Annotated in this window: 15 protein-coding genes; 9 read left to right on the top strand and 6 right to left on the bottom strand. The window is 41.1% G+C overall.

Annotation, left to right across the window (positions count from 1 at the left end):
• The first annotated feature begins 86 nt into the window (after positions 1-86).
• The 3 genes from KFV02_RS09470 to KFV02_RS09460 all read left to right on the top strand — a co-directional run bounded on the left by KFV02_RS09470 (position 87) and on the right by KFV02_RS09460 (position 2648).
• On the top strand, positions 87-866 hold the full coding sequence (locus KFV02_RS09470) for an SAM hydrolase/SAM-dependent halogenase family protein (protein WP_252381308.1): 780 nt from the start codon (positions 87-89) through the stop codon (positions 864-866).
• Positions 863-1600: an adenosylcobinamide-GDP ribazoletransferase gene (locus KFV02_RS09465; protein ID WP_289510138.1), complete on the top strand. Its 738-nt coding sequence runs from the start codon at positions 863-865 to the stop codon at positions 1598-1600. The genes KFV02_RS09470 and KFV02_RS09465 overlap by 4 nt, the downstream gene beginning before the upstream one ends.
• Before the next feature lie 478 nt (positions 1601-2078).
• The gene (locus KFV02_RS09460) at positions 2079-2648 is read left to right on the top strand and encodes a nitroreductase family protein (protein WP_252381306.1); all 570 of its coding nucleotides are present in this window, start codon (positions 2079-2081) and stop codon (positions 2646-2648) included.
• Positions 2649-2663: 15 nt separating this feature from the next.
• Here the strand turns inward: KFV02_RS09460 and KFV02_RS09455 are convergent, their stop codons facing one another.
• Entirely contained in the window at positions 2664-4607 is a 1944-nt protein-coding gene (locus tag KFV02_RS09455) for a molybdopterin biosynthesis protein (RefSeq protein ID WP_252381305.1), read from the bottom strand.
• A gap of 336 nt (positions 4608-4943) precedes the next feature.
• On the opposite strand from KFV02_RS09455, the gene fliJ reads away from it, so the two are divergent.
• From fliJ to KFV02_RS09425, 6 genes are all read left to right on the top strand, one after another.
• Positions 4944-5381 carry a flagellar export protein FliJ gene (gene fliJ, locus KFV02_RS09450; RefSeq protein ID WP_252381304.1) on the top strand — a complete coding sequence of 146 codons (438 nt, stop codon included), beginning with the start codon at positions 4944-4946 and terminating at the stop codon, positions 5379-5381.
• Positions 5382-5412: 31 nt separating this feature from the next.
• Positions 5413-5970 (top strand): MotE family protein, encoded by a 558-nt coding sequence (locus tag KFV02_RS09445; protein WP_252381303.1) that lies wholly within the window; start codon positions 5413-5415, stop codon positions 5968-5970.
• Positions 5967-6713, top strand: coding sequence for a tRNA pseudouridine(38-40) synthase TruA (gene truA, locus KFV02_RS09440; RefSeq protein WP_252381302.1), 747 nt, complete (start codon positions 5967-5969; stop codon positions 6711-6713). The genes KFV02_RS09445 and truA overlap by 4 nt, the downstream gene beginning before the upstream one ends.
• 1 nt (position 6714) lies before the next feature.
• A complete protein-coding gene (locus tag KFV02_RS09435) occupies positions 6715-8556 on the top strand; it encodes a hypothetical protein (RefSeq protein WP_252381301.1) in 1842 nt (613 codons plus the stop codon).
• Positions 8557-8715: 159 nt separating this feature from the next.
• Positions 8716-10119: a sensor histidine kinase gene (locus KFV02_RS09430; protein ID WP_252381300.1), complete on the top strand. Its 1404-nt coding sequence runs from the start codon at positions 8716-8718 to the stop codon at positions 10117-10119.
• A 21-nt stretch (positions 10120-10140) separates the two neighbouring features.
• Complete coding sequence (locus tag KFV02_RS09425; RefSeq protein ID WP_252381299.1) at positions 10141-11499, top strand: sigma-54-dependent transcriptional regulator; 1359 nt, start codon at positions 10141-10143, stop codon at positions 11497-11499.
• 59 nt (positions 11500-11558) lie between these two features.
• Here the strand turns inward: KFV02_RS09425 and KFV02_RS09420 are convergent, their stop codons facing one another.
• From KFV02_RS09420 to KFV02_RS09400, 5 genes are all read right to left on the bottom strand, one after another.
• Complete coding sequence (locus KFV02_RS09420; RefSeq protein ID WP_252381298.1) at positions 11559-13586, bottom strand: S16 family serine protease; 2028 nt, start codon at positions 13584-13586, stop codon at positions 11559-11561.
• A 1084-nt stretch (positions 13587-14670) separates the two neighbouring features.
• Entirely contained in the window at positions 14671-16008 is a 1338-nt protein-coding gene (locus KFV02_RS09415; RefSeq protein WP_252381297.1) for an ArsB/NhaD family transporter, read from the bottom strand.
• A gap of 229 nt (positions 16009-16237) precedes the next feature.
• The gene (locus tag KFV02_RS09410) at positions 16238-16693 is read right to left on the bottom strand and encodes a CBS domain-containing protein (RefSeq protein WP_252381296.1); all 456 of its coding nucleotides are present in this window, start codon (positions 16691-16693) and stop codon (positions 16238-16240) included.
• Between the two features lie 111 nt (positions 16694-16804).
• Positions 16805-18604, bottom strand: a complete 1800-nt coding sequence (locus KFV02_RS09405; RefSeq protein ID WP_252381295.1) for an SLC13 family permease — start codon at positions 18602-18604, stop codon at positions 16805-16807.
• A 193-nt stretch (positions 18605-18797) separates the two neighbouring features.
• A complete protein-coding gene (locus KFV02_RS09400) occupies positions 18798-19775 on the bottom strand; it encodes a universal stress protein (protein ID WP_252381294.1) in 978 nt (325 codons plus the stop codon).
• Positions 19776-20446 lie beyond the last annotated feature (671 nt).

The following is a 20446-nucleotide window of genomic DNA, read 5'->3' as shown; positions in this document are numbered from 1 at the left end:
CTCTAAAAGGCTAAGAAGTTAACTTTTTCTGTCTTCTTAGCTCTTCACACTTTAACCTTTTAACTCCTTAACCCATAGACTTTGTTATGAAACCCATAGTCCTGCTAACTGATTTTGGCCTGGAAGATATGTATGTGGGCCAGCTAAAAGGTGTTATCTCCCACTATAACCCCCAAATAAAAGTTATCGATTTAACCCACCACATCCAGCCCTTCAATATTCTCCAAGGGGCATATTTTTTATGGTCAAGTTATAACTATTTTCCTGAAGACTCCATTTTTGTCTGCGTTGTAGATCCAGGCGTAGGCACAAAAAGGAGAATTCTTATAGCTAAAAACAAAACCCGACTTTTCCTTGCTCCGGACAACGGCCTGCTAACGATGCTGGCCCATGAACATCTATTGGATAAAGTCTATACTGTCTCACATGAAGATTTTCTGGCCAGCAGCACTTTCCATGGCCGCGACATTTTTGCACCCTTGGCCGCGCGCTTAAGCCTTGGAAAAGAAGCGCATGACCTGGGTAAAGAAATTAATCCGGACAGCATTTATATGCTACCCAATATACAGCCAGAGTATAAAGAACAGAAAATAACCACTACTGTTTTACATATTGATCATTTTGGCAATATAGTCCTCAATCTACCTATTACCAGTTGGGAGACAACTCTTGAGCAGCACTCTCGACTCTTTTTTAATGAACTTCAACTTCATCTGGTTTCCACTTATGGCCATATACCGACAAATGAACTAGGGCTTATCCCTGGCAGTCAAAAAATGTATGAGCTGGCCTTAAACCAGGCCAGTGCCCAGAAAAGACTAAACCTTTCAATAGGACAAAAAATCTCTTTGACTCTTCAAAAATGAACCATAAAAACTTGTTTCTATTGACGCTATCTTTTCTATCGCGGATTGGCAAAGCTCCTATGGCCACTCCTCAAGACATGAGCCGGTGCATGATCTATTTTTTCCCTGTAAGTCTCATTTTAGGGCTTATTATCACTCTACCCTTTTATCTGGGTCTGGGCCAGGGACATCCACTTGTCCAGGCCTGGCTCATATTATGCTTAAACATCTATTTGACCAGGGCCCTGCACTGGGATGGCTGGGCAGATATCTGGGACGGCTTAGGAAGTAATGCGCAAGGAGAAAAATTTTGGACCATAGTTAAAGACAGCCATACTGGTGCCTTTGGGGTAATCGGTCTCATCCTGGGGCTCACTGGCCAACTTATTTTAAATTATGAAATTGCAGCAGCTAACAAATGGGCCATCATCATCTGGGCCATTGTCCTGGGCCGGACAGCAGCGGTTATTCTCGCATTTTCGGGAAGAAACCTTTTAAGACCCGGCATGGGCAAATATTTTCTTCAAGGCGCCACCCCAAAAGTCCTGTTCTTAAATCTCTTCTTAAGCCTCCTTCTAGGACTGTCTATCTTAAATATTGAGCAGGTCGTTTTCTCCTTTCTAATCCTTGGCCCTGGACTGCTAAGGCTTTACAAGCTAGCCAGGAAACAGGAAGGATTGAACGGTGATTTTCTTGGGGCAGCAATTATCTGGGGAGAAATCAGCGGTCTTTTTTGTGTTCTGCTTGTTTCATAAGGTAAAAAAACACTGGGGAAAACAATACCAAAGCTTGTAACCAAACCTTTTTATCAACTTAATTTTCATGGCTTATTCTAAGTCTTGGTTTCTTTCATGCTGGTACAAAGACTTGGACCCATCTAAAACTTGCTTGCGGACAGAGCATAATGGGATATTTTGAGTAAACAAAAATTCTTTTTAATATCGATAGTCATGGTTAACATCGCAAAGTATTTACCCCTTTCATCCCGATGCTCTGTTTTTCCGCAAGCTTCGCCAAGATGGGTTACCCAAGCCGTTTGTAAGGCATTTCAGAAACCAAGACTTTCAATCAGCGCTTAAAATAGCGTTTGGCCACAGACTCTACAAGTCAAACTTTTTTCTTTAAAAACTTGCAGCAAGTTTTTTTAACAACGATAAGGAAAGGATATAGGTTGCTTTCCCATCCTGATCCTCCTAGAGTCTACGAGGATCAGGAAATAAAGGAGGCTTGAAAATGTTCAAAAACCTTGTACTCAAAAACAGAAGTTATCGCCGCTTTTATGAGGAAGAAAGTATAGCCAGAGAAACCCTTCTCGAGCTTATAGATCTTGCCAGATTTTCCCCTTCGGCAGGGAATATCCAGCCACTAAAATACTTCATTTCCTGCGAACCCAAAAAAAACTCCCTGATTTTCCCCCATCTTGGCTGGGCAGCTTACATCCCGGAGTGGTCCGGACCTGCCCCTGGCGAGAGGCCTTCAGCGTACATCATTATTCTGGGTGACAAAAATATTAGTCAATCTTTTGGCTGCGATCATGGGATAGCTGCGCAGACAATCCGTCTGGGAGCAACCGAAAAAGGCTTAGGTGCATGTATTATCGGCTCCATTAACCGAAAAAAGTTGGAGCAAGCCTTAAACCTCCCCGCTCAATTTGAAATTCTTCTCGTCATTGCCCTTGGTAAGCCCAGGGAGGTTGTTGTCCTGGAGTCTGTCGGCCCTGACGGAGATATCAAATACTGGCGAGACCAAGACGGTAAACACCATGTGCCCAAACGGACGCTGGAGGAAATTATAGTTGACTAAAATATTGTCCGCCAATCAATCCAGCCTCTGGCCGGACGGCTTCATCTCCTGTCCGGTCAAGTCCACCTCGTAACCGCCCAAAGCGAGAATTTTATTTTTAAAGGCATCGTTATTTAAAAACTCCAACACGGCTTGCACTTTTTCATCCTGCATTACAAAATCCGGGATAAGAAGATCATAGCGCTCCTTGGCCAAAGGCACAAAATCCAGACCCAGGGCTTTAGCCGCCGCATAGATTCCCAGACCACAATCAGCAGCTCCGCTAAGTACATTTACTGCCACAGCCATATGCGTAAATTCCTCCTTATCGTAACCATTTACCTGGTTAGGGCTGATCCCGGCTGTTTTAAGATGATGGTCTAAAAGAATACGCGTACCGGCCCCACGCTGGCGATTAATAAGCCGAACATCTTTTCTGGTCAGGTCATCAATCCCTTTTATGTTTTTTGGATTTCCCTTTGCCACAATCAGGCCCTGATGTCTGATTGCCAGGTTAATCAATTTAAATTCTAACCCGGGGATATATTTATCAATAAAGGGGAAATTATAATCTCCTGTTTCCGGGTCGAATAAATGTATGCCGGCTAAATGCGTGGAACCTTTTTTGACCGCCATAAGGCCGCCCATACTGCCCACATGGGTGGAAGAAAGCCGGATGGGCTGGCTCAGACCCATTAGTTCATTTGCCAACAAATCCAGAGTGTTATCATGACTGCCAACAGCCACCAGGACTTGATCCAATTCCTTTTTGTTGCGCAAAAGAACAGCTGGCACAATGGCGCCTTCTTCCAAACCCTCTTTTTTTTCCTCAATAATGGTCATGCCCTGGGCCTTTGTTAAAGTTGTAATCATTCCAGCGCCTCTGGCCAGAGGTGTGGCCACATATTTATCCCCCACCCGCCCAATGGACAAACGCAAAAATTCGCGCACTCCAAGTTTAGACGGCACCCGCCTAGTTAATTCAACCTCTATTTTTTCTGGCTCAGATAAAACTTTGCGCCCAAGCCAATGAACAATGGGCTTTAACAATTGCTCAAAACAGATGACCGCACTGACAGGATAACCAGGTGCACCAACCAACAACTTTCCCCTGGCCTCGCCCAAAAGAGATGGTTTACCTGGCATGGCCTTAATGCCGTGAACCAACACCTGACCAAAGCGCTCCATAATCTGGCGCGTAAAATCTTTACTCCCTGCAGAAGACCCTGCGCCAATGACCACAACATGGGCAGAAGAGTTCAAGGCCTGGTCCACGGCTGCCTCAAGTTTATTCACATCGTCAGGCACAGGGGCAATGGTTTGGACATCACATCCCCAGGATTTGGCCATACTGGCCAGAACTTGAGAGTTACTATCCACTACTTGGCCGGCTTTAGGCTTGGGGCGCAAGCGAAAGTCCAGGACTTCGTCGCCTGTAGGAATGATGAGAATCTTCACCTTTTCCCACACTTCTACATCCCAAATGCCAGCACTTAAAAGTGCTCCGATATCATAGGGCGAAAGTTCATGATTCTGGGGGAGAAGGAGCTCCGTGGCCACGATATCTTCCCCGATTCGACGAACATGCTGCCAGGGAAAAGCAGGCTGTTCTATAGCAATAGTATCATCATCGACCTGGACTATATTTTCAATCATGATCACTGCATCCATACCTTCTGGCAGGGGGTTGCCTGTATTTACTTCAATATAATCCTGCTCCTTCTTTAAATACACGGGACTGCCTTCCCTGGCCTGAAATGTCTTGTCTGCTTTTACTGCCACCCCATCCATGGCCGCACTATGAAAGGTAGGGGATGAGTACTTCGCCCAGATGGGAGCGGCTGTAATTCTCCTTACGGCATCATGGGTCGGCACCATTTCTTTTTGCACTAATTGACTGGGTTGAAGGACATGTTTTACCTTATGAATAGCTTCCTCTATTTCTATGGTTTGCAGATAAATATGACGTTTATTGGACATAAAAGCTCCTTTTTAAAATTAAAACGCATCCATATGAAAATGCACATTATTTGGCAATGCGTAAATTGGTCTTTTGACTTGCCTCATTCTGAGCGAAGTGAAGAAAAAATCTCATAAGATAGAAGGTGCAAGGTGTGTATCAGTCTTGAGTTCACCCTTTGATTTTTTGAGGACACACCCGTTTGTTGGCTTTATTGAGCTTGTTGAGTCTTTTTTTACTCAGCAGTCAAGCCCGACATCGACTCTCAACCATTAACAATCATGGCGCAAAAGTTGCATACTCCTCAATAAAAGAGTAATAAATAAAAGACACCTCAACTTAACCAATGTTTAAATATGTCTAAACCTTTTAAATTTTCTTTAGAAAAGATCTTGGATCTGCGGATTCAGCGTGAAGAACAGGCTCAACAAAATCTAGCCCGGGCCAAGCTTGAATATCAAACCCAAACCGAGTTGGTAAAAAAAATAAAAAATGAACTGCATCAGCACCAAGCCAAATTCTTAGCCCAAAAAAATTTAACTCCTGCTGAATTATGGCTATGGACAACGTATCGGGATAACTTAAAAGCTGACCTTGCCGTTGCGGAAAAAAAACTGCATCTTTTAGCTCAAAAAGTAAATACATGCCGGCAGGAAGTTATTTTAAGAAGCAAAGAAAGGAAGCTGCTTGAAAAATTTAAACAAAAACAAATGATTAGACATGAGTATGAACAAAAACAAAAAGAACAAAAAGAATTTGACGAGATGGCTGTCTTGCGTTTTCAACAGCGCTAGTCTCAAACCTTCCAGGTTGCTTCAGGTTGTGATGGCTGTCGGCGTCATAAAACTGGCCTTTTTTCTAGGTATCGCTATCCAGCCAGAATATGATCCGGCCAAACAAGGAACGCATCTGCAACTGACAAAGCCGGCCATTGCCGCTTCCAAGCCCAAAGAACAGAAAAAAAGTGCTCCGCCTAAAAAAACTCAACCAGTCAATCTCTCTGCTGAGCTAAAGCGTCTTAAAGCCAAAGAAAAGGAACTGGCCCAGAAGGAACAAGGTCTTAAACTTCTTGAAAAAGAACTCAATGCCAAACTGAAGCAGTTGCAAAAAGTTGAGGCCCGTCTAAAGAAGATGCTTGAGGAAGCCAACGTATTAAAGGACAAAAAAATCAAACATCTGGTAGATATGTATGCCAATATGAAACCCAAACAAGCCGCACAGGTCCTGTCAACAGTGGACGAAGATTTGGCTGTCAAAATTCTGTCCGGAATGCGTGGGCGCAAAGCAGGCGAGATACTCTCCTATGTCGAGGCTAAAAAAGCTGCCAAGCTCTCTGAGAAGTTGACCCAGCTTCACGCCCCATTTGCTGAAGATAAAAAATGAGCCTGCAACGTATAAAGCTCACTCTGGCTTATATCGGAACCAATTTTTGCGGATGGCAGGTGCAGAAAAATGGCCCTACAATTCAGGGTACTCTGGAAGAGGCCATTACAAAAATCTGTCAGCAATTTATCCGTGTACATGGCTCAGGGCGCACTGATGCGGGGGTACACGCCTTAGGCCAGGTGGCGCACTTTGATGTGCCCACTGACAAAGCTAGCATTCCCTGGCAAAAGGCCTTAAATTCACTTTTGCCAAAAGATATTAGTGTGGTAAAAGCCGAGTTTGTATCACAAAACTTTCACGCACGGTACAGCGCCAAATCTAAAACCTATACCTATACCTTTTGGACAGAAAAAAAATATGTCCTCCCGTGGCGCAAAGATTATGTCTGGCCGGTTGGGCCCATGGATCTGGACCTGCTCCAAAAGGCAAGTGCTTATCTTTTAGGCGAGCATGACTTCAAATCTTTTATGAATGTTGGTACACCGGTTAAAAATACGGTCAGAAACGTATACATGCTTGAATTCAGGCCTGGTTTTTATCCGCAGGAACTGGTCATGTCTATCCAGGCCAATGGCTTTTTAAAACAAATGGTCAGAAATATTGCCGGCCTCATAAAGTGTATTGGCAAAAAAGAACTTCCTCTGCAAAAAGTAAAAGACATCATCCATAAAAAAGACAGAACATTGGCTCCAGCAACGGCCCCGGCTCAAGGATTATGTCTGGAACAGGTTGAGTATTAGGATGGTCAATATCAAGTTCATCAATCCTTTTTTAAACCGCCTTTTTGAAGGCACCAACAGTATCCTGAACAAAACAGGACTGTGGACATCATCTATATGGGCTCAAAAAGAACAAAGAAACAGGGCAAAAAAAAGTTACCTGCGTCTGGCCAAACCTTTTGTGCTTTCCCTGGAACAAAAATTAAATGGGCTTCAGAATGCATTGGACAAATTTGACTGGCCTGCTGATGGTTTACCCTGGCACAAATCAACTTTAACCCGCGCAGATTCTACACTTCAAGACAAAGTCAAAGCCATTACACCACACCAAATCATCCCGCCATACCAATATCTTTCGCGTGCTTTTCCAGCTAATCGAACCGCCAATATCCCGGCTGGAACCTATAGATTCAGCCTGAAAATTAATGGTCGCGAGCAGACCCTCAGCCTAACCATTCCGGATGGACAAACATACGCTAAGGTTTTGGACACAGTAAAAAATGTAATCAATGCCAGTTCATTGCCTGTACAGGCCGAGACTGTACACCATTATTCTCCATATCAAGCAGTAAGTTCGCCTTCTCTGGGTCGAATTTTAGCTATCAGTGTAAATCATCCCAATGCAGAACAAAAACTGGAGATTAAAGACACAAATGGCCTTTTGCTCAAAAAACTTGGCCTGTATCCTGTTAATGAACCAATCCCCGGAGCCAAGATTAAAACATACCTTTTACAAGGACAAAGTATTAATAGCCCTTCTCTTTATACATCATCAGGGTTTTCTGCCAACCGAGAAATAAACTGGGGCATAAAAAAATACACTTTCAGTATAAACGTAGATCAAACTACGACAAATATATCTGTATTTGTTGTTGATAAAAACACCTGGGAAGAAGCACAAACCCTGGCGCAGGACCCTCAGGCCCTGGTCAAGGACACAGCAGATTGGGAAACTAAAGTATCCAATTTAACCTTTAATAGCAGTCAAATAGACGATAATGCTACCTGGGCTTCAACTGTCTCACAACTTAGCGGACAAGGGCTGGTTGTTTTCCCGGAGAGCACATACGAAGATTTATTATCCGGCCTGGCCCGCTATCTCAATTCATCACTCACAAACGTCCAGGTAAATGTAAGCAAGCGTGACGTTCCGGACTATAGCCAGGACAAAACCCTTTATACCTCCAAACTATTTCTGGAAGTCAATTTAAAAGAGCCTAAAATTGGCCAGCGAATGTATTTAAAGGACGGCAACAATTCACCTCTCGCTCTTTTAGGCATGAAAAGCACAGCCAGACCCGGTTCTGATGCTATTTTAAATATTAATGGTCATACCTACACCTCAGCCAGTAACTGGTTCAGCCAGGATCGGGGCAAAGTGAATATAGAATTAAAGAAGGTGTTTGGCCAGGTACTGCCCTTAAAAATAGTCCAGGCCATGGAGGAAGTGCATGCACGCCTGGGTGAAGTTATCCATGCCTATAATGATCTACTTCTATTTCTACGCAAAGACGAAGACATCTTTGAGAAGGAACTTATTTCAGACTGGGAAAAACCAGCAAATGACCTTAAAACTGAGCTGGACTGGCTCGGCATACAAAAGATCAAAGAAAAAGGATTGTTATGGATCAACGGAGATAGATTCTGGCAAGCCCTGGGAGAGGATAAACATAGGGTTAAACGCATTCTCCTGGATGAGACAAAAGGCCTTATACCAAAATGGAAGGGCATGCTTTCTTACATGAACAAAAAAGGGCTGGAATCTTTCCTTCTCCCGGCCACAGCCTATATGGACCACTATCTACCATGGGAAAAAAAATTAGACAATGAATTAAAAGAGAACTTACTTGACTTGTTTGAATAAAAACGCAAATTTGTGTAATACGAAATGTAATATCAGGCAATTTAGTTACTTATTTCCGAACTATTGTTGAGACCTCTCAATACATAGAAACTATATTTAAAATTTGTCACGTTCATACATAGCGTTTTTAACATAAAAATCTGCGAGCTATAGACAGAGATGAAAATATTCAGATTAACACTCAAACAAAAAATAATAATAATATTTATTTTTTATACCGTATCTCAATTGATAATAGGGTGTCTTTCTTATATTAATTTGAACAAAATAAACGATAAACTTATTTTTCTGGAAAAGAGTGAAGAGTTTAGAAATAACCTTCTTCAAGTAAGAAGATACGAAAAAAATTTTTTATTATATAAAGATGATAACGATTTTCGCAAAACAATCATCTACCTTGACAACTCCTTAAATATATTAAACAATATTATACCGCAGTCAAAGCATATACACGACCCATTAGTCAAGCTAAAAGAGTTAATCCCAAAATACAAAAAAATATTTAACGATATTAAAGCTTATTCCTCACATCCCACAAAAAAATCAGAGCTTATTACAGACCTAAGGTCAGTTGCTCAGTCGATGCTCCAATTGACAAAAACTATTACCGACTCGGAAAAAAAAGAGCTGGATAGAATCGTTAGAAATTTGAAGCTACAACTTATTTTTACCGGGATTTTGACCATTTTAACAGGTATGATTATCTTTTTTATCCTGTTCAAAGGAGTCTTTAAAACATTAACTACTGTCATGGATGCGGCGAATATGATTGCCCATGGCTCCTTCGAACCAATTCCCCCTCTAACTACTTATGACGAGAATCAACTGGTTATTGATGCTTTTAACAAAATGGTTCAAGAGTTAAAAATACATCAGCAACAGCTTATTCAAGCTAAAAAAATGTCATCCATCGGTATCCTCGCCTCGGGTATCGCCCATCAGTTAAATAATCCCTTAAACAACATCCTGACAACCGCTCAAATCCTTAGAGAAGAGTTGCCCGATATTGAAACAAATTTTTTGGACAGAAATCTATCGAACATAGAGTCCGAAAGTCTGCGAGCAAGAGATATTGTAAAGGGGTTGTTAGAGTTTTCTCGTCAACAGGAATTCCAACTCAATCCAACATCTCTAAACAACCTTATTGAACGAGCCAAGCTTCTGGCTATGAGCGAAATGCCATCGGGCATCACCATAGACCTAAAAATACAAGAGGATATAACTCTGCCTCTTGATAGACAACGAATGCAAGAGGCACTTTTAAACCTTATCTTAAATGCTATCCAGGCTATTGAGAAGCCGCCGGGACGCATCATTATCCGCTGCAAAAAAGACAATATAAACAATCAAGCAGTAATAGAAATAGAAGATAATGGCAAAGGTATCCCTGACGATGTTCAGGATAAGATTTTTGATCCATTTTTTACGACTAAAGGCCCATCTGAGGGGACAGGATTAGGTCTTTCTATTGTCTATAACGTAGTAAAAAAACATGGTGGCCATCTTAAACTAAGGAGCAAATTAGGCCAAGGAACTACGTTTACAATTTATTTACCATTGTAAACGATACACACATATACGACAATGAGCATCAAAATACTTATATGCGACGACGAACAAATCACTCTGGACAATATTGCCTATATCTTACAAAAAGAAGGATATACGACAGTTACCTCTCTTACTGGAAAAGAAGCTCTGGAACTTCTTCAAAAAGATAACTATGACCTACTAATAACAGATTTAAAATTGCCAGATATAGACGGGATTGAGGTTTTAAAGAGATGCAAAGAATTGCATCCGGCAACAGAGGTAATTATTATAACCGCCTACGCTACAATCAATACGGCCGTCCATGCCATGAAGGAAGGTGCCTACCATTATTTAACAAAGCCATTTAAAATTGAAGAACTACGCATTCTTGTCAAAAAAGCCCTGGAAAAAAGTGCTCTCAAAAAAGAAGTGCACTCTCTGAGACAACAACTGGAAGAAAAAAATAAATCCAGTGTACAACTCATTGGCTCATCTCCCAAAATCATTGCCCTAAAGGAAACGATTTCTCAGATAGCTTTACTGGATACAACCGTTTTAATTACTGGAGAAACAGGCACTGGCAAAGAAGTGGTAGCACGGATGATACATGCCCTCAGTCCCCGCTCAAAAGAAAAGTTTTTGGCCATCAACTGCAGTATATTCAGCGAATCTCTACTGGCGAGCGAACTCTTCGGCTATGAAGCCGGTGCTTTTACCGGGGCACATCGCGCAAAACCCGGGCTTTTAGAAATAGCCAACCAGGGCACAGTGCTTTTTGATGAAATTGGAGACATGCCATTAACAACGCAGGCAAAATTGTTGCGCGTGCTTCAGGAAAAAAAGGTAATGAGGGTAGGTGGGACAAAAGAAATTGACCTTGATGTTCGAATTCTCGCCGCCACCAATAAAATTTTAAGCTACGAAGTAGAACAAGGCAGCTTTCGCCAGGATCTTTATTACAGACTAAATGTAATTACTATAGAGGTACCTCCGCTTCGAGAAAGAAAAGAAGACATCCCTCTACTTGTTCACCATTTTCTGAAACAATTGCAGCCAGATAAAGAACTAAAGATTTCTGATCGGGCGCTGGGCAGGCTGATGCAATATGATTTTCCAGGCAATGTAAGGGAACTGAAGAACATTATAGAAAGGAGCATCGCTTTGTGTCATGCAGACACTATTGATGTTGGACATCTGCCACCAGATCTGCGTCAAAACCCGGAAAGTGTCATCCTTCCAATAGAAGAAAGTGAGCCTCGACACTTTGTCCCTCTGGCAGAACACGAACGACAATATATTTTAAAAGTTCTGGAAATGACAAAAGGAAATAAAACAAAGGCAGCTAAAATTCTAGGAATCGACCGTGTTTCCCTATGGCGTAAACTAAAAAAATATGACTGCGATATATAAATACTAGCAACGGTTGACACTAACCACATTGATGAATCATTCTTGAATTACAATTGCACCTATCGACTTAAAACATAAGGGACAGCATCCAAGATCTCATCTACAAAGACAATTTCCAGCCCCTTTTTAACATCATCTGACATATATAATACATTTTCCTTATTAGCTAAAGGCAAAATAACTTTATTTATTCCCGCTCTTTTAGCTGCAAGAAGTTTATCGCGCAAACCGCTTACAGCCATAACTTCTCCGCTTAAAGTTATCTCTCCCGAAATAGCCACATCACTAAATATAGGTATATCGGCAAGTAACGAGATCAAGGCCATGACGATAGTCAGCCCTGCAGAAGGACCATCTTTGGGCACACTACCTGCTGGAATATGTACATGGATATCAGAGTTGGCAAAAAAATCCGGCGCTAATTTAAGCTGACTGGCATTTGTACGAATAAAGCTAAGGGCAATCCGGGCAGACTCTCGCAAGACACGTCCAAGGGAACCAGTAAGCAAAAGCTGCTTATTGCCCTGCATTCTACAGGCCTCAACCAAAATCACCTCGCCTCCAAATTCAGACCAGACCAGTCCCCTGGCTACTCCAACACGTTGCTTCGGTTTTAATAAAGGCCTGTAAACTCTTTTCGGTCCCAGAAGACGATACACTTCCTCCTTGTCGATAAGAAAAGAGTTTTCTTCCCGTCTCAATTTTTTCCTGGCTAATTTACGACAAATTTTGGCTATCTGACGTTCCAACTCCCTTAACCCTGCCTCCTGTGTGTAACTCCGAATAACTTCCTGGAGAGCATCTTCCTGAAACATTACGTCACCAATAGCGAGCCCACATTCTTTAAGCTGTCGAGGGACAAGATGATGTTTGGCTATAGCTATTTTTTCTTCTTCTGAATAACTGGGGAAATAGATTACTTCCATTCGATCCAGCAATGGCCTTGGCAAGCGCTCTATTTCATTGGCCGTTGCGATAAAAAAAACTTTAGAAAGATCAAAAGGAACGTCCAGAAAAAAATCAATAAAGTTATGGTTCTGAGCAGGATCTAAAATTTCCAGTAAAACAGCAGAAGCATATCCTCTAAAGTCAGTACCGAGTTTATCGACCTCATCAAGCATAATAACAGGGTTGTTCACACCGGCCTTTTTTATTTCACTGATAATGCGGCCTGGCATGGCACCAATATAAGTTCTACGGTGTCCTTTAAGTTCTGCTTCATCACGCAAACCGGCCATTGAAAAACAAATAAATTTTCTGCCCATGGCTTGGGCAATAGTCTGGCCTATTGAGGTCTTGCCTGTACCTGGAGGCCCGGCAAAGCAAAGGACAGTTCCTCTGGCAATATAAGCCGAAGAGTAATCTAAAGCCATCCTCACACATTTTCGCAGTTCGTTCAAATCAACGGGCTTGCGTAAATAATGCACAGCTCCCTTTTTTAAGATCGATACAGCAGAGTCAACGGTTGCATACCCAGTGATCATAATAAAACGGGTAGAGGGAGATACTCTCTTCACCTCTTCCAAAAGTTGTTCCCCGTTGATCTGTTCCATTTTAAGGTCTGAGATTAATACATCGATCCTGCATTTGTTGAGTATATCAAGGGCTTCGCTGCCATTAGCCGCGGTTAAAACATTATATCCATCTTTGCTCAAGGCATATTTTAAGTTGGAACGGGTTATTTCTTCATCATCTACCACCAAAATATGACTATGATTAAGTTGGTGTAAAACCTTGGATGCCAGAAAATCCAGTACCCTCTCCTTTACCTCCCGCAAACTGTAATGAGTTTTTTGTAGAATTTGCTCTACAGAAAGAAGATCAAAACGGTCAGGTGTACTTTTTTGCCACGGTAAACTGAGGACGAAGTCAATGTAATTAAGGCCAATCGTATAGTCTGGTAAGGCAGGATCTGTTTTCTCTAGCTTACGCAATTCATTTCTGACAGCATCCTTGGCTGGGAAAGTCAGATTTGCTTCTTCAACCTTCTTCTTTAAGCTTTCCAAGGGATCCAAACGCAAGAGTTCCTGTGGAGGCGTTGATGGCAAGTCCGTTTCTATAATACGATTTTTTTTTCTAAAAAACATAATAACAGGAACCCCTAAATCCCCCCGTTTTTTGAGGAAATATTACATTTTAGAGTCCGTGGCCAAACCCCATTTCACTACTATGATTGAAAATCCTGGTTTCTTGAATGCATTGCAAAGGGCAGGGTAATCCCGCGCCCATTTTCAGCAAATTTTGTGACAAAGCAAAAAATTAACTTTAAAACCATCGATGCTCATCGCTTTTCAGATACTCAGTCAAAATGGGTGCGGGACGAAGCTTGAGGATAAGCAGAGCATCGGGGCGACAAAGTTAACTACCTTACGGGCCTTACTATAACTATCTATCGTGTAAATTGAGCGATTTTTTTGCAGTTCAAACCTTGAAATTGCTTCGCTTCACTTTGTTCCGCTCGCCATGACAGGAGCGAGATTGTCATTGCGAGGGCAGCGAAGCTGTCCGTGGCAATCTCACCCATTGACTGAAAATCGCTCAACTTGAGTATAATTAAAAGCCTATTTGTTTACCCAAAGTATCCCTTCATGCTCTGCTCGCAAGCAAACTATAGATGGGTCCAGGCATTTGCACCAGCATGAAAGAAATCAGGATTGATGAAAATTTGGCCTCTTAAGTAAAGTTTGGCCACAGTCTCTTTAGGTGTTGATGATAACTTACTCAACTTGCTGACATGATTAACATCCTCAAATTACTACACAATTGAAGAGAGCATTTTCTGAAATGCATTACAAACGGGTTGGGTAACACATCTTGGCGAAGATTGCGGAAGTGCTGTGCATAGGGAGGTTATTCCATCGAACTTTCGAAACCCATCATAACAACAGAAAAAGCATTAAATAATATTCTATTGACTAACCCCATTATGCACAGCCCGCAAGCAAGCCTTAGATCTGTCCAAGTCTTTGTTAGCATTGAAGAAAATGCGCTCGCAAATTAACTCAGAAAGCTGAGTAACTTATTTATTATGTTAGTCTTGTTCAATTTTTATTAAGCTCACAACATCAAAACACGTACAATAACATTTATAACTAGCAAAAAACAGGAATTAACCATTCACATTTATTTTTTTAGCCTATCACTTACAAAAATACGGCAATAAATCGCTTTTTATACCCAACCCAACACATAATACCGTACATAAATATAAAGCATAGATATAACAATAGTCAAAACCGTTACTGGCACACCATATTTTAAAAAGCGAACAAAGGTTATTTTATGCCCTGCCTTTTCGCTCATACCAACAACAATAACATTGGCGGAGGCCCCAATGGGAGAACCATTACCCCCAAGACAAGCACCTAAGGCCAAGGCCCACCAGACCGGCATCATGGCTGCGTGCTGGATGTGCTCCATTGTTGCAGCGTCAGTTAAACCGTAAACCTTGTGGACCATATCAATGAGCAATGGATTCATAGTGGCCACAAAGGGGATATTGTCCACAATAGCTGAGGCAATTGCAGAGAACCAGACCATCACCATGGAAAGGGTGAACATGTTATCCGGTTGGGGGTTGGTTATTTGGATCATTTTTTGCGACATGAGTTCAATAAGTCCGACTTTGACCGTGCCGCCAATTATGATGAACAGGCCAATAAAAAAGAAAATGGTTGGCCATTCCACTTCGGCCAGGATTTCATGCGGCTCTTCTCCGGAAATAAGCAACAATGTGGCTGCACCCATCAAGGCTACTGTGGCTGGTTCGTAGTGAAATACCCCATGCAGGATAAAACCAGTAATGGTTAAGGCTAGAACAAAGAGTGATTTTTTGAGCAGGACAGGATTTTTGATAAGCTCGTTTTCATTCATGGCCATGACGCGCTCTCTGTTTTCCTGCTTAACATGAAGACGCTTGCCAAAAATGATTTTCCAGCAAAGCATCCAGATAACAAAGATGATAATAATGGCCGGGGTAAGATGGACAATAAAGTCCATAAAGTTCAGACCCGCTTTAGATGCGATCATGATATTTGGGGGGTCACCAATTAACGTGGCAGTCCCGCCAATATTTGAAGCCAGGGCCTCGGTAATCAGGTAAGGGACCGGGTCCACTTCCAGTTGTTCTGCAATTAACAGAGTTACCGGAGCCAGAAGAAGAACAGTGGTTACATTGTCCAGAAAGGCCGAACCAATGGCAGTAATCACGGCAAAGATGGCCATTATGGTATATGGCTCTCCTTTGGCTACCTTGGCAGATTTGATGGCTACATATTGAAAAACCCCTGTTTTGGTCATAACATTGATGATGATCATCATTGAAATGAGCAAAAAGATAACGTTCCAATCTACACCAAGCTCAATGTCGTGCAGAGCCTCGTGTTGCAAAAGGATTTTTGTAATTAAAACCAGGGCAGCTCCAAACAGCGCCACCTTGGTTTTATGTATCTTTTCAGATACAATTACCGCATATGAAATGACAAATATTAAGGTCGCCGTCCAAAACATTTATTCCCTCCCTAAATATCACTTAACTATATCTGGATTCCCCAATTACTATACTTATTTCACAAAAAAATGGGAGGTTAAAGCATCCCAACTCCCAATCTGGAAGAACCAACGGATGCACTCCCATAAAAACCAAGATTGAAGACCCAAAAAACTATGGACAAAAAAAAGTTTAACAAAATATGCTGGATATAAAATCTTGCTAATATTTTTTTCTCATATCAGTCTATTATTTACAGCAAAGCCTGGCTATATAATTCAAAATATCACGTCTGTGCACTTCTCCAAGAATTTTTCCATTCTCATCTAGTACAGGTAAAGCATTAATTCTTTTTTCAACAATCAAAGCCTCAGCCTCCATAGCATGATCTGTTTCTTTTAAATAAGTAAAGTCACGAACCATAATTTCACTGGCTTTTTTCTCTTTTATATGGTCAATACATTTTAAAAGATAATCATCAATTTTCTGGTCTCTAATTGAACGTAATAAATTTGAATCTATATATTCAGGCAATACCACCTTTAACAAATCATACCCAGTAATTATCCCCTGCAATTTTAGTTGATCATCAACTACGTAAATTTGTCTTGGCGATAAGTTACTAATCTTGCATAAAAGTGTCACAAAATCACTTTCCATATCAGCCAACACAAGTTCTGTTTGCATGATTTTAGAAACCAACATACATAGCTCCACTTATTTTTTATAAGATAAAGACATGTGAACAAAACCCTATCCTTACGCGCCGGCATGGCATTTAGCGGCCATGCCGGTACAAACTTAAGTTAGATAGCCTTAGAAACCATAAAATAAAGCCAACCCAGCTATCATTACTACTAGGTAAAGGATGGTCATACCAGATCCTGCCTTTACATAATCAATAGTACGATATCCACCTGGCCGCATAATCAAGGCATTCACCTGATGGGTAGGTAAGACAAAAGTATTGGAGGCCGCAACAGCCACTACCAATGCGGCGATTCTTGGATCGGCTCCCGCCTTAATAGCCATATTCATGGAAAGAGGAACCATTAATACGGTACATCCCACATTGGAAACAACAAGGGTAAAGAATGAAGTCAATAGACCAATAACAATAAATAATGTAAGGGGAGAAACACTTCCTAATGCTGACATAATCGAATCTGCTATAAACTTAGCTGCCCCAGTATTCTGAAAAGCTACGCCCAAAGGAATAAGGCCCCCCAGAAGAAAAACAGTCATCCAGTCAACTGAATCATATGCCTCATCAATCGTCAAGACTTTGGTAATCACCATGCCCAAGGCACCGGTCAGCAAAGCAATTGAAAGTTGCACATGAAAGCCCAAAATCATAACAAGAGACACAACCAGGCAACCAAGGGCCCACTTGGCCTTTTCCGTATTAATAATTTCCCCTTTCACTGGTTCTGTAAAAGCAAAATCCGGTTTTTCTTTTAGGAAATGAAATTTTTCCCAACGTCCAAACAACAAAAGCGCATCACCAGGCAACAACTCTATGTCCGAAATACCGCTAATAAATATCTTGTCTCTGCGAAAAATGGCCATCGGGTTTACACCAAAACGACGACGAAACTTAAATTCCTTTAAAGTATGGTGAACCAGTTGTGAACGAGGAGTAACAATAGCTTCCATAATACCAGCGTTGTTAGGGGAAAGGTCTTCGGCAAAAACCTCTAGCTCCTTTTTTAATTTCCATCCGTAATCTTGAGCGAGTTTTTCTACCAGCTCACGCGGCCCGACCACGGCGATATCATCCCCAGGCCCCAGGAATTCATCTGGCTCAGGGGCAAAAACTCTCTGACGCGTTGTGCCCTTGGCTATTGCCACTACAGTACAAAAATAGAGCGGCCGTAAGTCAATAGCCTTTAAGCTCTGCTCCTTAAAACTATCGGGGATATGAAGTTCATACAAATCACCAATTTCTCCGTATGTCTTTGCCAAGACTGGAGACAACGGACCGTATTTTTCTTCACTGGCCTTGGCAGGTAAAATATACCTTCCCAAAAAAATAAAATATAATATGCCTGCCGCTGTAAGAGCGAGACCAAGCGGGGTAACACTAAAAAGTCCAAATGGTTGATAATCTCCAACCACCTTCATTAAATCATTCAGTAAAATAAGGGGGCTGGAGCCAACCAAGGTAATACACCCGCCAATGATAGCGCAAAAGCCCATTGGCATGAGGATGCGCGGAACCGGAATGTTGGTTTGCCTTGCTATTCTGCGCACCGCAGGTAAAAATAAAGCTGCTGCTCCAATATTTTGCATAAAACTAGATATGAAGGCGACAGTTCCTGAAATTAGGGCAATAATCCTGCTTTCGCTCTTGCCAGCAAACTTCAAAATAAGACGAGCCAGAGAATTCATAACTCCAGTCTTATCCAGTCCTGCGCCAATAATAATTACGGCAATAATAGAGACAACAGCGTTACTACTCAGGCCGCTTATAGCCTCCTTAGGAGTAACCAAGCCAAGAAGAGGCAAAACAACCATCATGATAATGCCCACTACATCAACACGTACCCACTCAAAAATAAACATAAGGATAGCTACAAAAAGCACCCCCATAACCAAAATCATCTCAAAGGTCATACAATCCCCCTTCAAGTTAAGTTTTCAGTCAAACCAGAGTCAGGATCCGAAAGTCCACATCCCTCACTTAAGAGTCTGTGGCCAAACCCCATTTTGACTACCAGATTAGAAATCAGGATTGAAAAAAAATTATGAAAAATTCCCCTCTTAAGTAAGGTTTGGACACAGACTCTCAAAGCTAGAAACTGCAAGTCTATACCTGAAGACGACAATAAACAGGAAAATGTTGTCCCTTTTCTATATAGGTCGGAGAATCATCAATAATATACTTCATCGCTTTATCTTTAGCATGCAATTGACGAATAACAGCACTCTCCTCACCCTCGGCTACAAGATGAGAAAATCCTACCCCTCTCTCTCCTGCCTTAGCTTGAAACACCAAAGCAGCTTCTCTTGCCTGCTTTTTAAATGCCTCAAAATTCTGAGACTTTTCATCTAAATTTAGAGCGACAATCTTGGCATTTAACTTAGAAGCCATGTGCACAGCATACTCGATAATAGCCTGGGTAAATGAAGAATCTTTGCTAACCACCAAAATTTTGTTTTCTTCACATGATTGCTGCGCTGTAGGCTTGTTTAAATGCTCTTTCTCTTCCACTTCCTTTTTCTTCTTTCTTTTTCTTTTAAGTTTTAGAAACATGGCACCACCTCTATCTTCTTCTTTTTTGTTTTTTATATTTTCTCTACAACTATCAACTTCGTATCCCTGTATATCTATATCAGACAATACATGGATACTGTATAAATGCACAGGAAGTTTACTTGTAATACTATAAATATCTATATCTGGCTCTAAAACAATCATATCAATAAGCTTGACTGCTTTGCATATGCGCGAGAGTATTTTGTCCAAGTTATCATGCACAACCAAATAATACACATTAACACCAAATGATTTACACAACTTATCACAACGACAAAAATTTCTTTTTGCTCGTTCTTCATACTTTTTGATATATCTTTGTCTTTGTCTCTTGTAATCATAAAGCCGGGATATATTATCTACCGACATAAACACTACTTCTTTATCTAGCCTCGAAGCCAGGTTAATGACCTGAAAAATATTTTTATCGCCATGGTATGGATAAGTAGATACAACCAATATTTTTCTTTTGGCATCGTTTAATACTTTCTCAGCCGTCTCTATGTCCGTTATAAAACTTGCACCCATCACATCAATCTCCTTATCCTAGCTTTAGGTTTGCTATTTAAAACAAATATTCTTGACAGCTTATAATCAAAATCAGTGCCAAAAGAGATTTACCTCTAACCTACCAGAACGATTAACTTTTATTATAAATAAACAAACAAACTAACGTTGCAGGATGCAATGTTAGTTTCTCAACAATGGTGCTCACGAAAGGATTATTATCGAAATAAAGGAGGATAACTTTTTCGAAGGGTAGCTTAACTAGCCAGAATAAATGGAGGGTGGCTCTACAATAAAAGCATTGCCCCTGTTGTCAAGCTGCACATTGCAACAGCGTAACATTTTGTAACAAAATTCACAAACTCCAGCAATTTAACTTTTAAGAAAAATTCAGCTTATGACAATGATTACTTATGATGGATAAACGGTGATAAATTCTGACAGGCCTAAGGGGAGGATAAAAATCGAGCTAAGGATATCTTGGAAAACCAAGAAATACTTATCTCAAAGTGAGTTGAGCATAACTATCGGTAATAAAAAGAATATTTGTTTAATCAAAATATCCCACCTCAACTTTCTCGTATGTTTACATCACCTGTTTTCAAATTTAAGAGATAAAGAAATAAGAATTTAGGCGTGACAGACCGTTCAACTTTCTGGTGCATCAAGACACCGTAACTCAGCTTTTGGTC

The organism is Desulfovulcanus ferrireducens, from assembly GCF_018704065.1.
Taxonomy (GTDB): domain Bacteria; phylum Desulfobacterota; class Desulfovibrionia; order Desulfovibrionales; family Desulfonatronovibrionaceae; genus Desulfovulcanus; species Desulfovulcanus ferrireducens.
This window is presented reverse-complemented; position numbering and strand designations above follow the sequence as displayed.

Excerpts from the sequence above, each read along its gene's own strand:
- KFV02_RS09470 (WP_252381308.1), top strand. The coding sequence starts at position 87 with ATGAAACCCATAGTCCTGCTAACTGATTTTGGCCTGGAAGATATGTAT.
- KFV02_RS09465 (WP_289510138.1), top strand. The coding sequence starts at position 863 with ATGAACCATAAAAACTTGTTTCTATTGACGCTATCTTTTCTATCGCGG.
- KFV02_RS09460 (WP_252381306.1), top strand. The coding sequence starts at position 2,079 with ATGTTCAAAAACCTTGTACTCAAAAACAGAAGTTATCGCCGCTTTTAT.
- KFV02_RS09455 (WP_252381305.1), bottom strand. The coding sequence starts at position 4,607 with ATGTCCAATAAACGTCATATTTATCTGCAAACCATAGAAATAGAGGAA.
- fliJ (WP_252381304.1), top strand. The coding sequence starts at position 4,944 with ATGTCTAAACCTTTTAAATTTTCTTTAGAAAAGATCTTGGATCTGCGG.
- KFV02_RS09445 (WP_252381303.1), top strand. The coding sequence starts at position 5,413 with ATGGCTGTCGGCGTCATAAAACTGGCCTTTTTTCTAGGTATCGCTATC.
- truA (WP_252381302.1), top strand. The coding sequence starts at position 5,967 with ATGAGCCTGCAACGTATAAAGCTCACTCTGGCTTATATCGGAACCAAT.
- KFV02_RS09435 (WP_252381301.1), top strand. The coding sequence starts at position 6,715 with ATGGTCAATATCAAGTTCATCAATCCTTTTTTAAACCGCCTTTTTGAA.
- KFV02_RS09430 (WP_252381300.1), top strand. The coding sequence starts at position 8,716 with ATGAAAATATTCAGATTAACACTCAAACAAAAAATAATAATAATATTT.
- KFV02_RS09425 (WP_252381299.1), top strand. The coding sequence starts at position 10,141 with ATGAGCATCAAAATACTTATATGCGACGACGAACAAATCACTCTGGAC.
- KFV02_RS09420 (WP_252381298.1), bottom strand. The coding sequence starts at position 13,586 with ATGTTTTTTAGAAAAAAAAATCGTATTATAGAAACGGACTTGCCATCA.
- KFV02_RS09415 (WP_252381297.1), bottom strand. The coding sequence starts at position 16,008 with ATGTTTTGGACGGCGACCTTAATATTTGTCATTTCATATGCGGTAATT.
- KFV02_RS09410 (WP_252381296.1), bottom strand. The coding sequence starts at position 16,693 with ATGTTGGTTTCTAAAATCATGCAAACAGAACTTGTGTTGGCTGATATG.
- KFV02_RS09405 (WP_252381295.1), bottom strand. The coding sequence starts at position 18,604 with ATGACCTTTGAGATGATTTTGGTTATGGGGGTGCTTTTTGTAGCTATC.
- KFV02_RS09400 (WP_252381294.1), bottom strand. The coding sequence starts at position 19,775 with ATGGGTGCAAGTTTTATAACGGACATAGAGACGGCTGAGAAAGTATTA.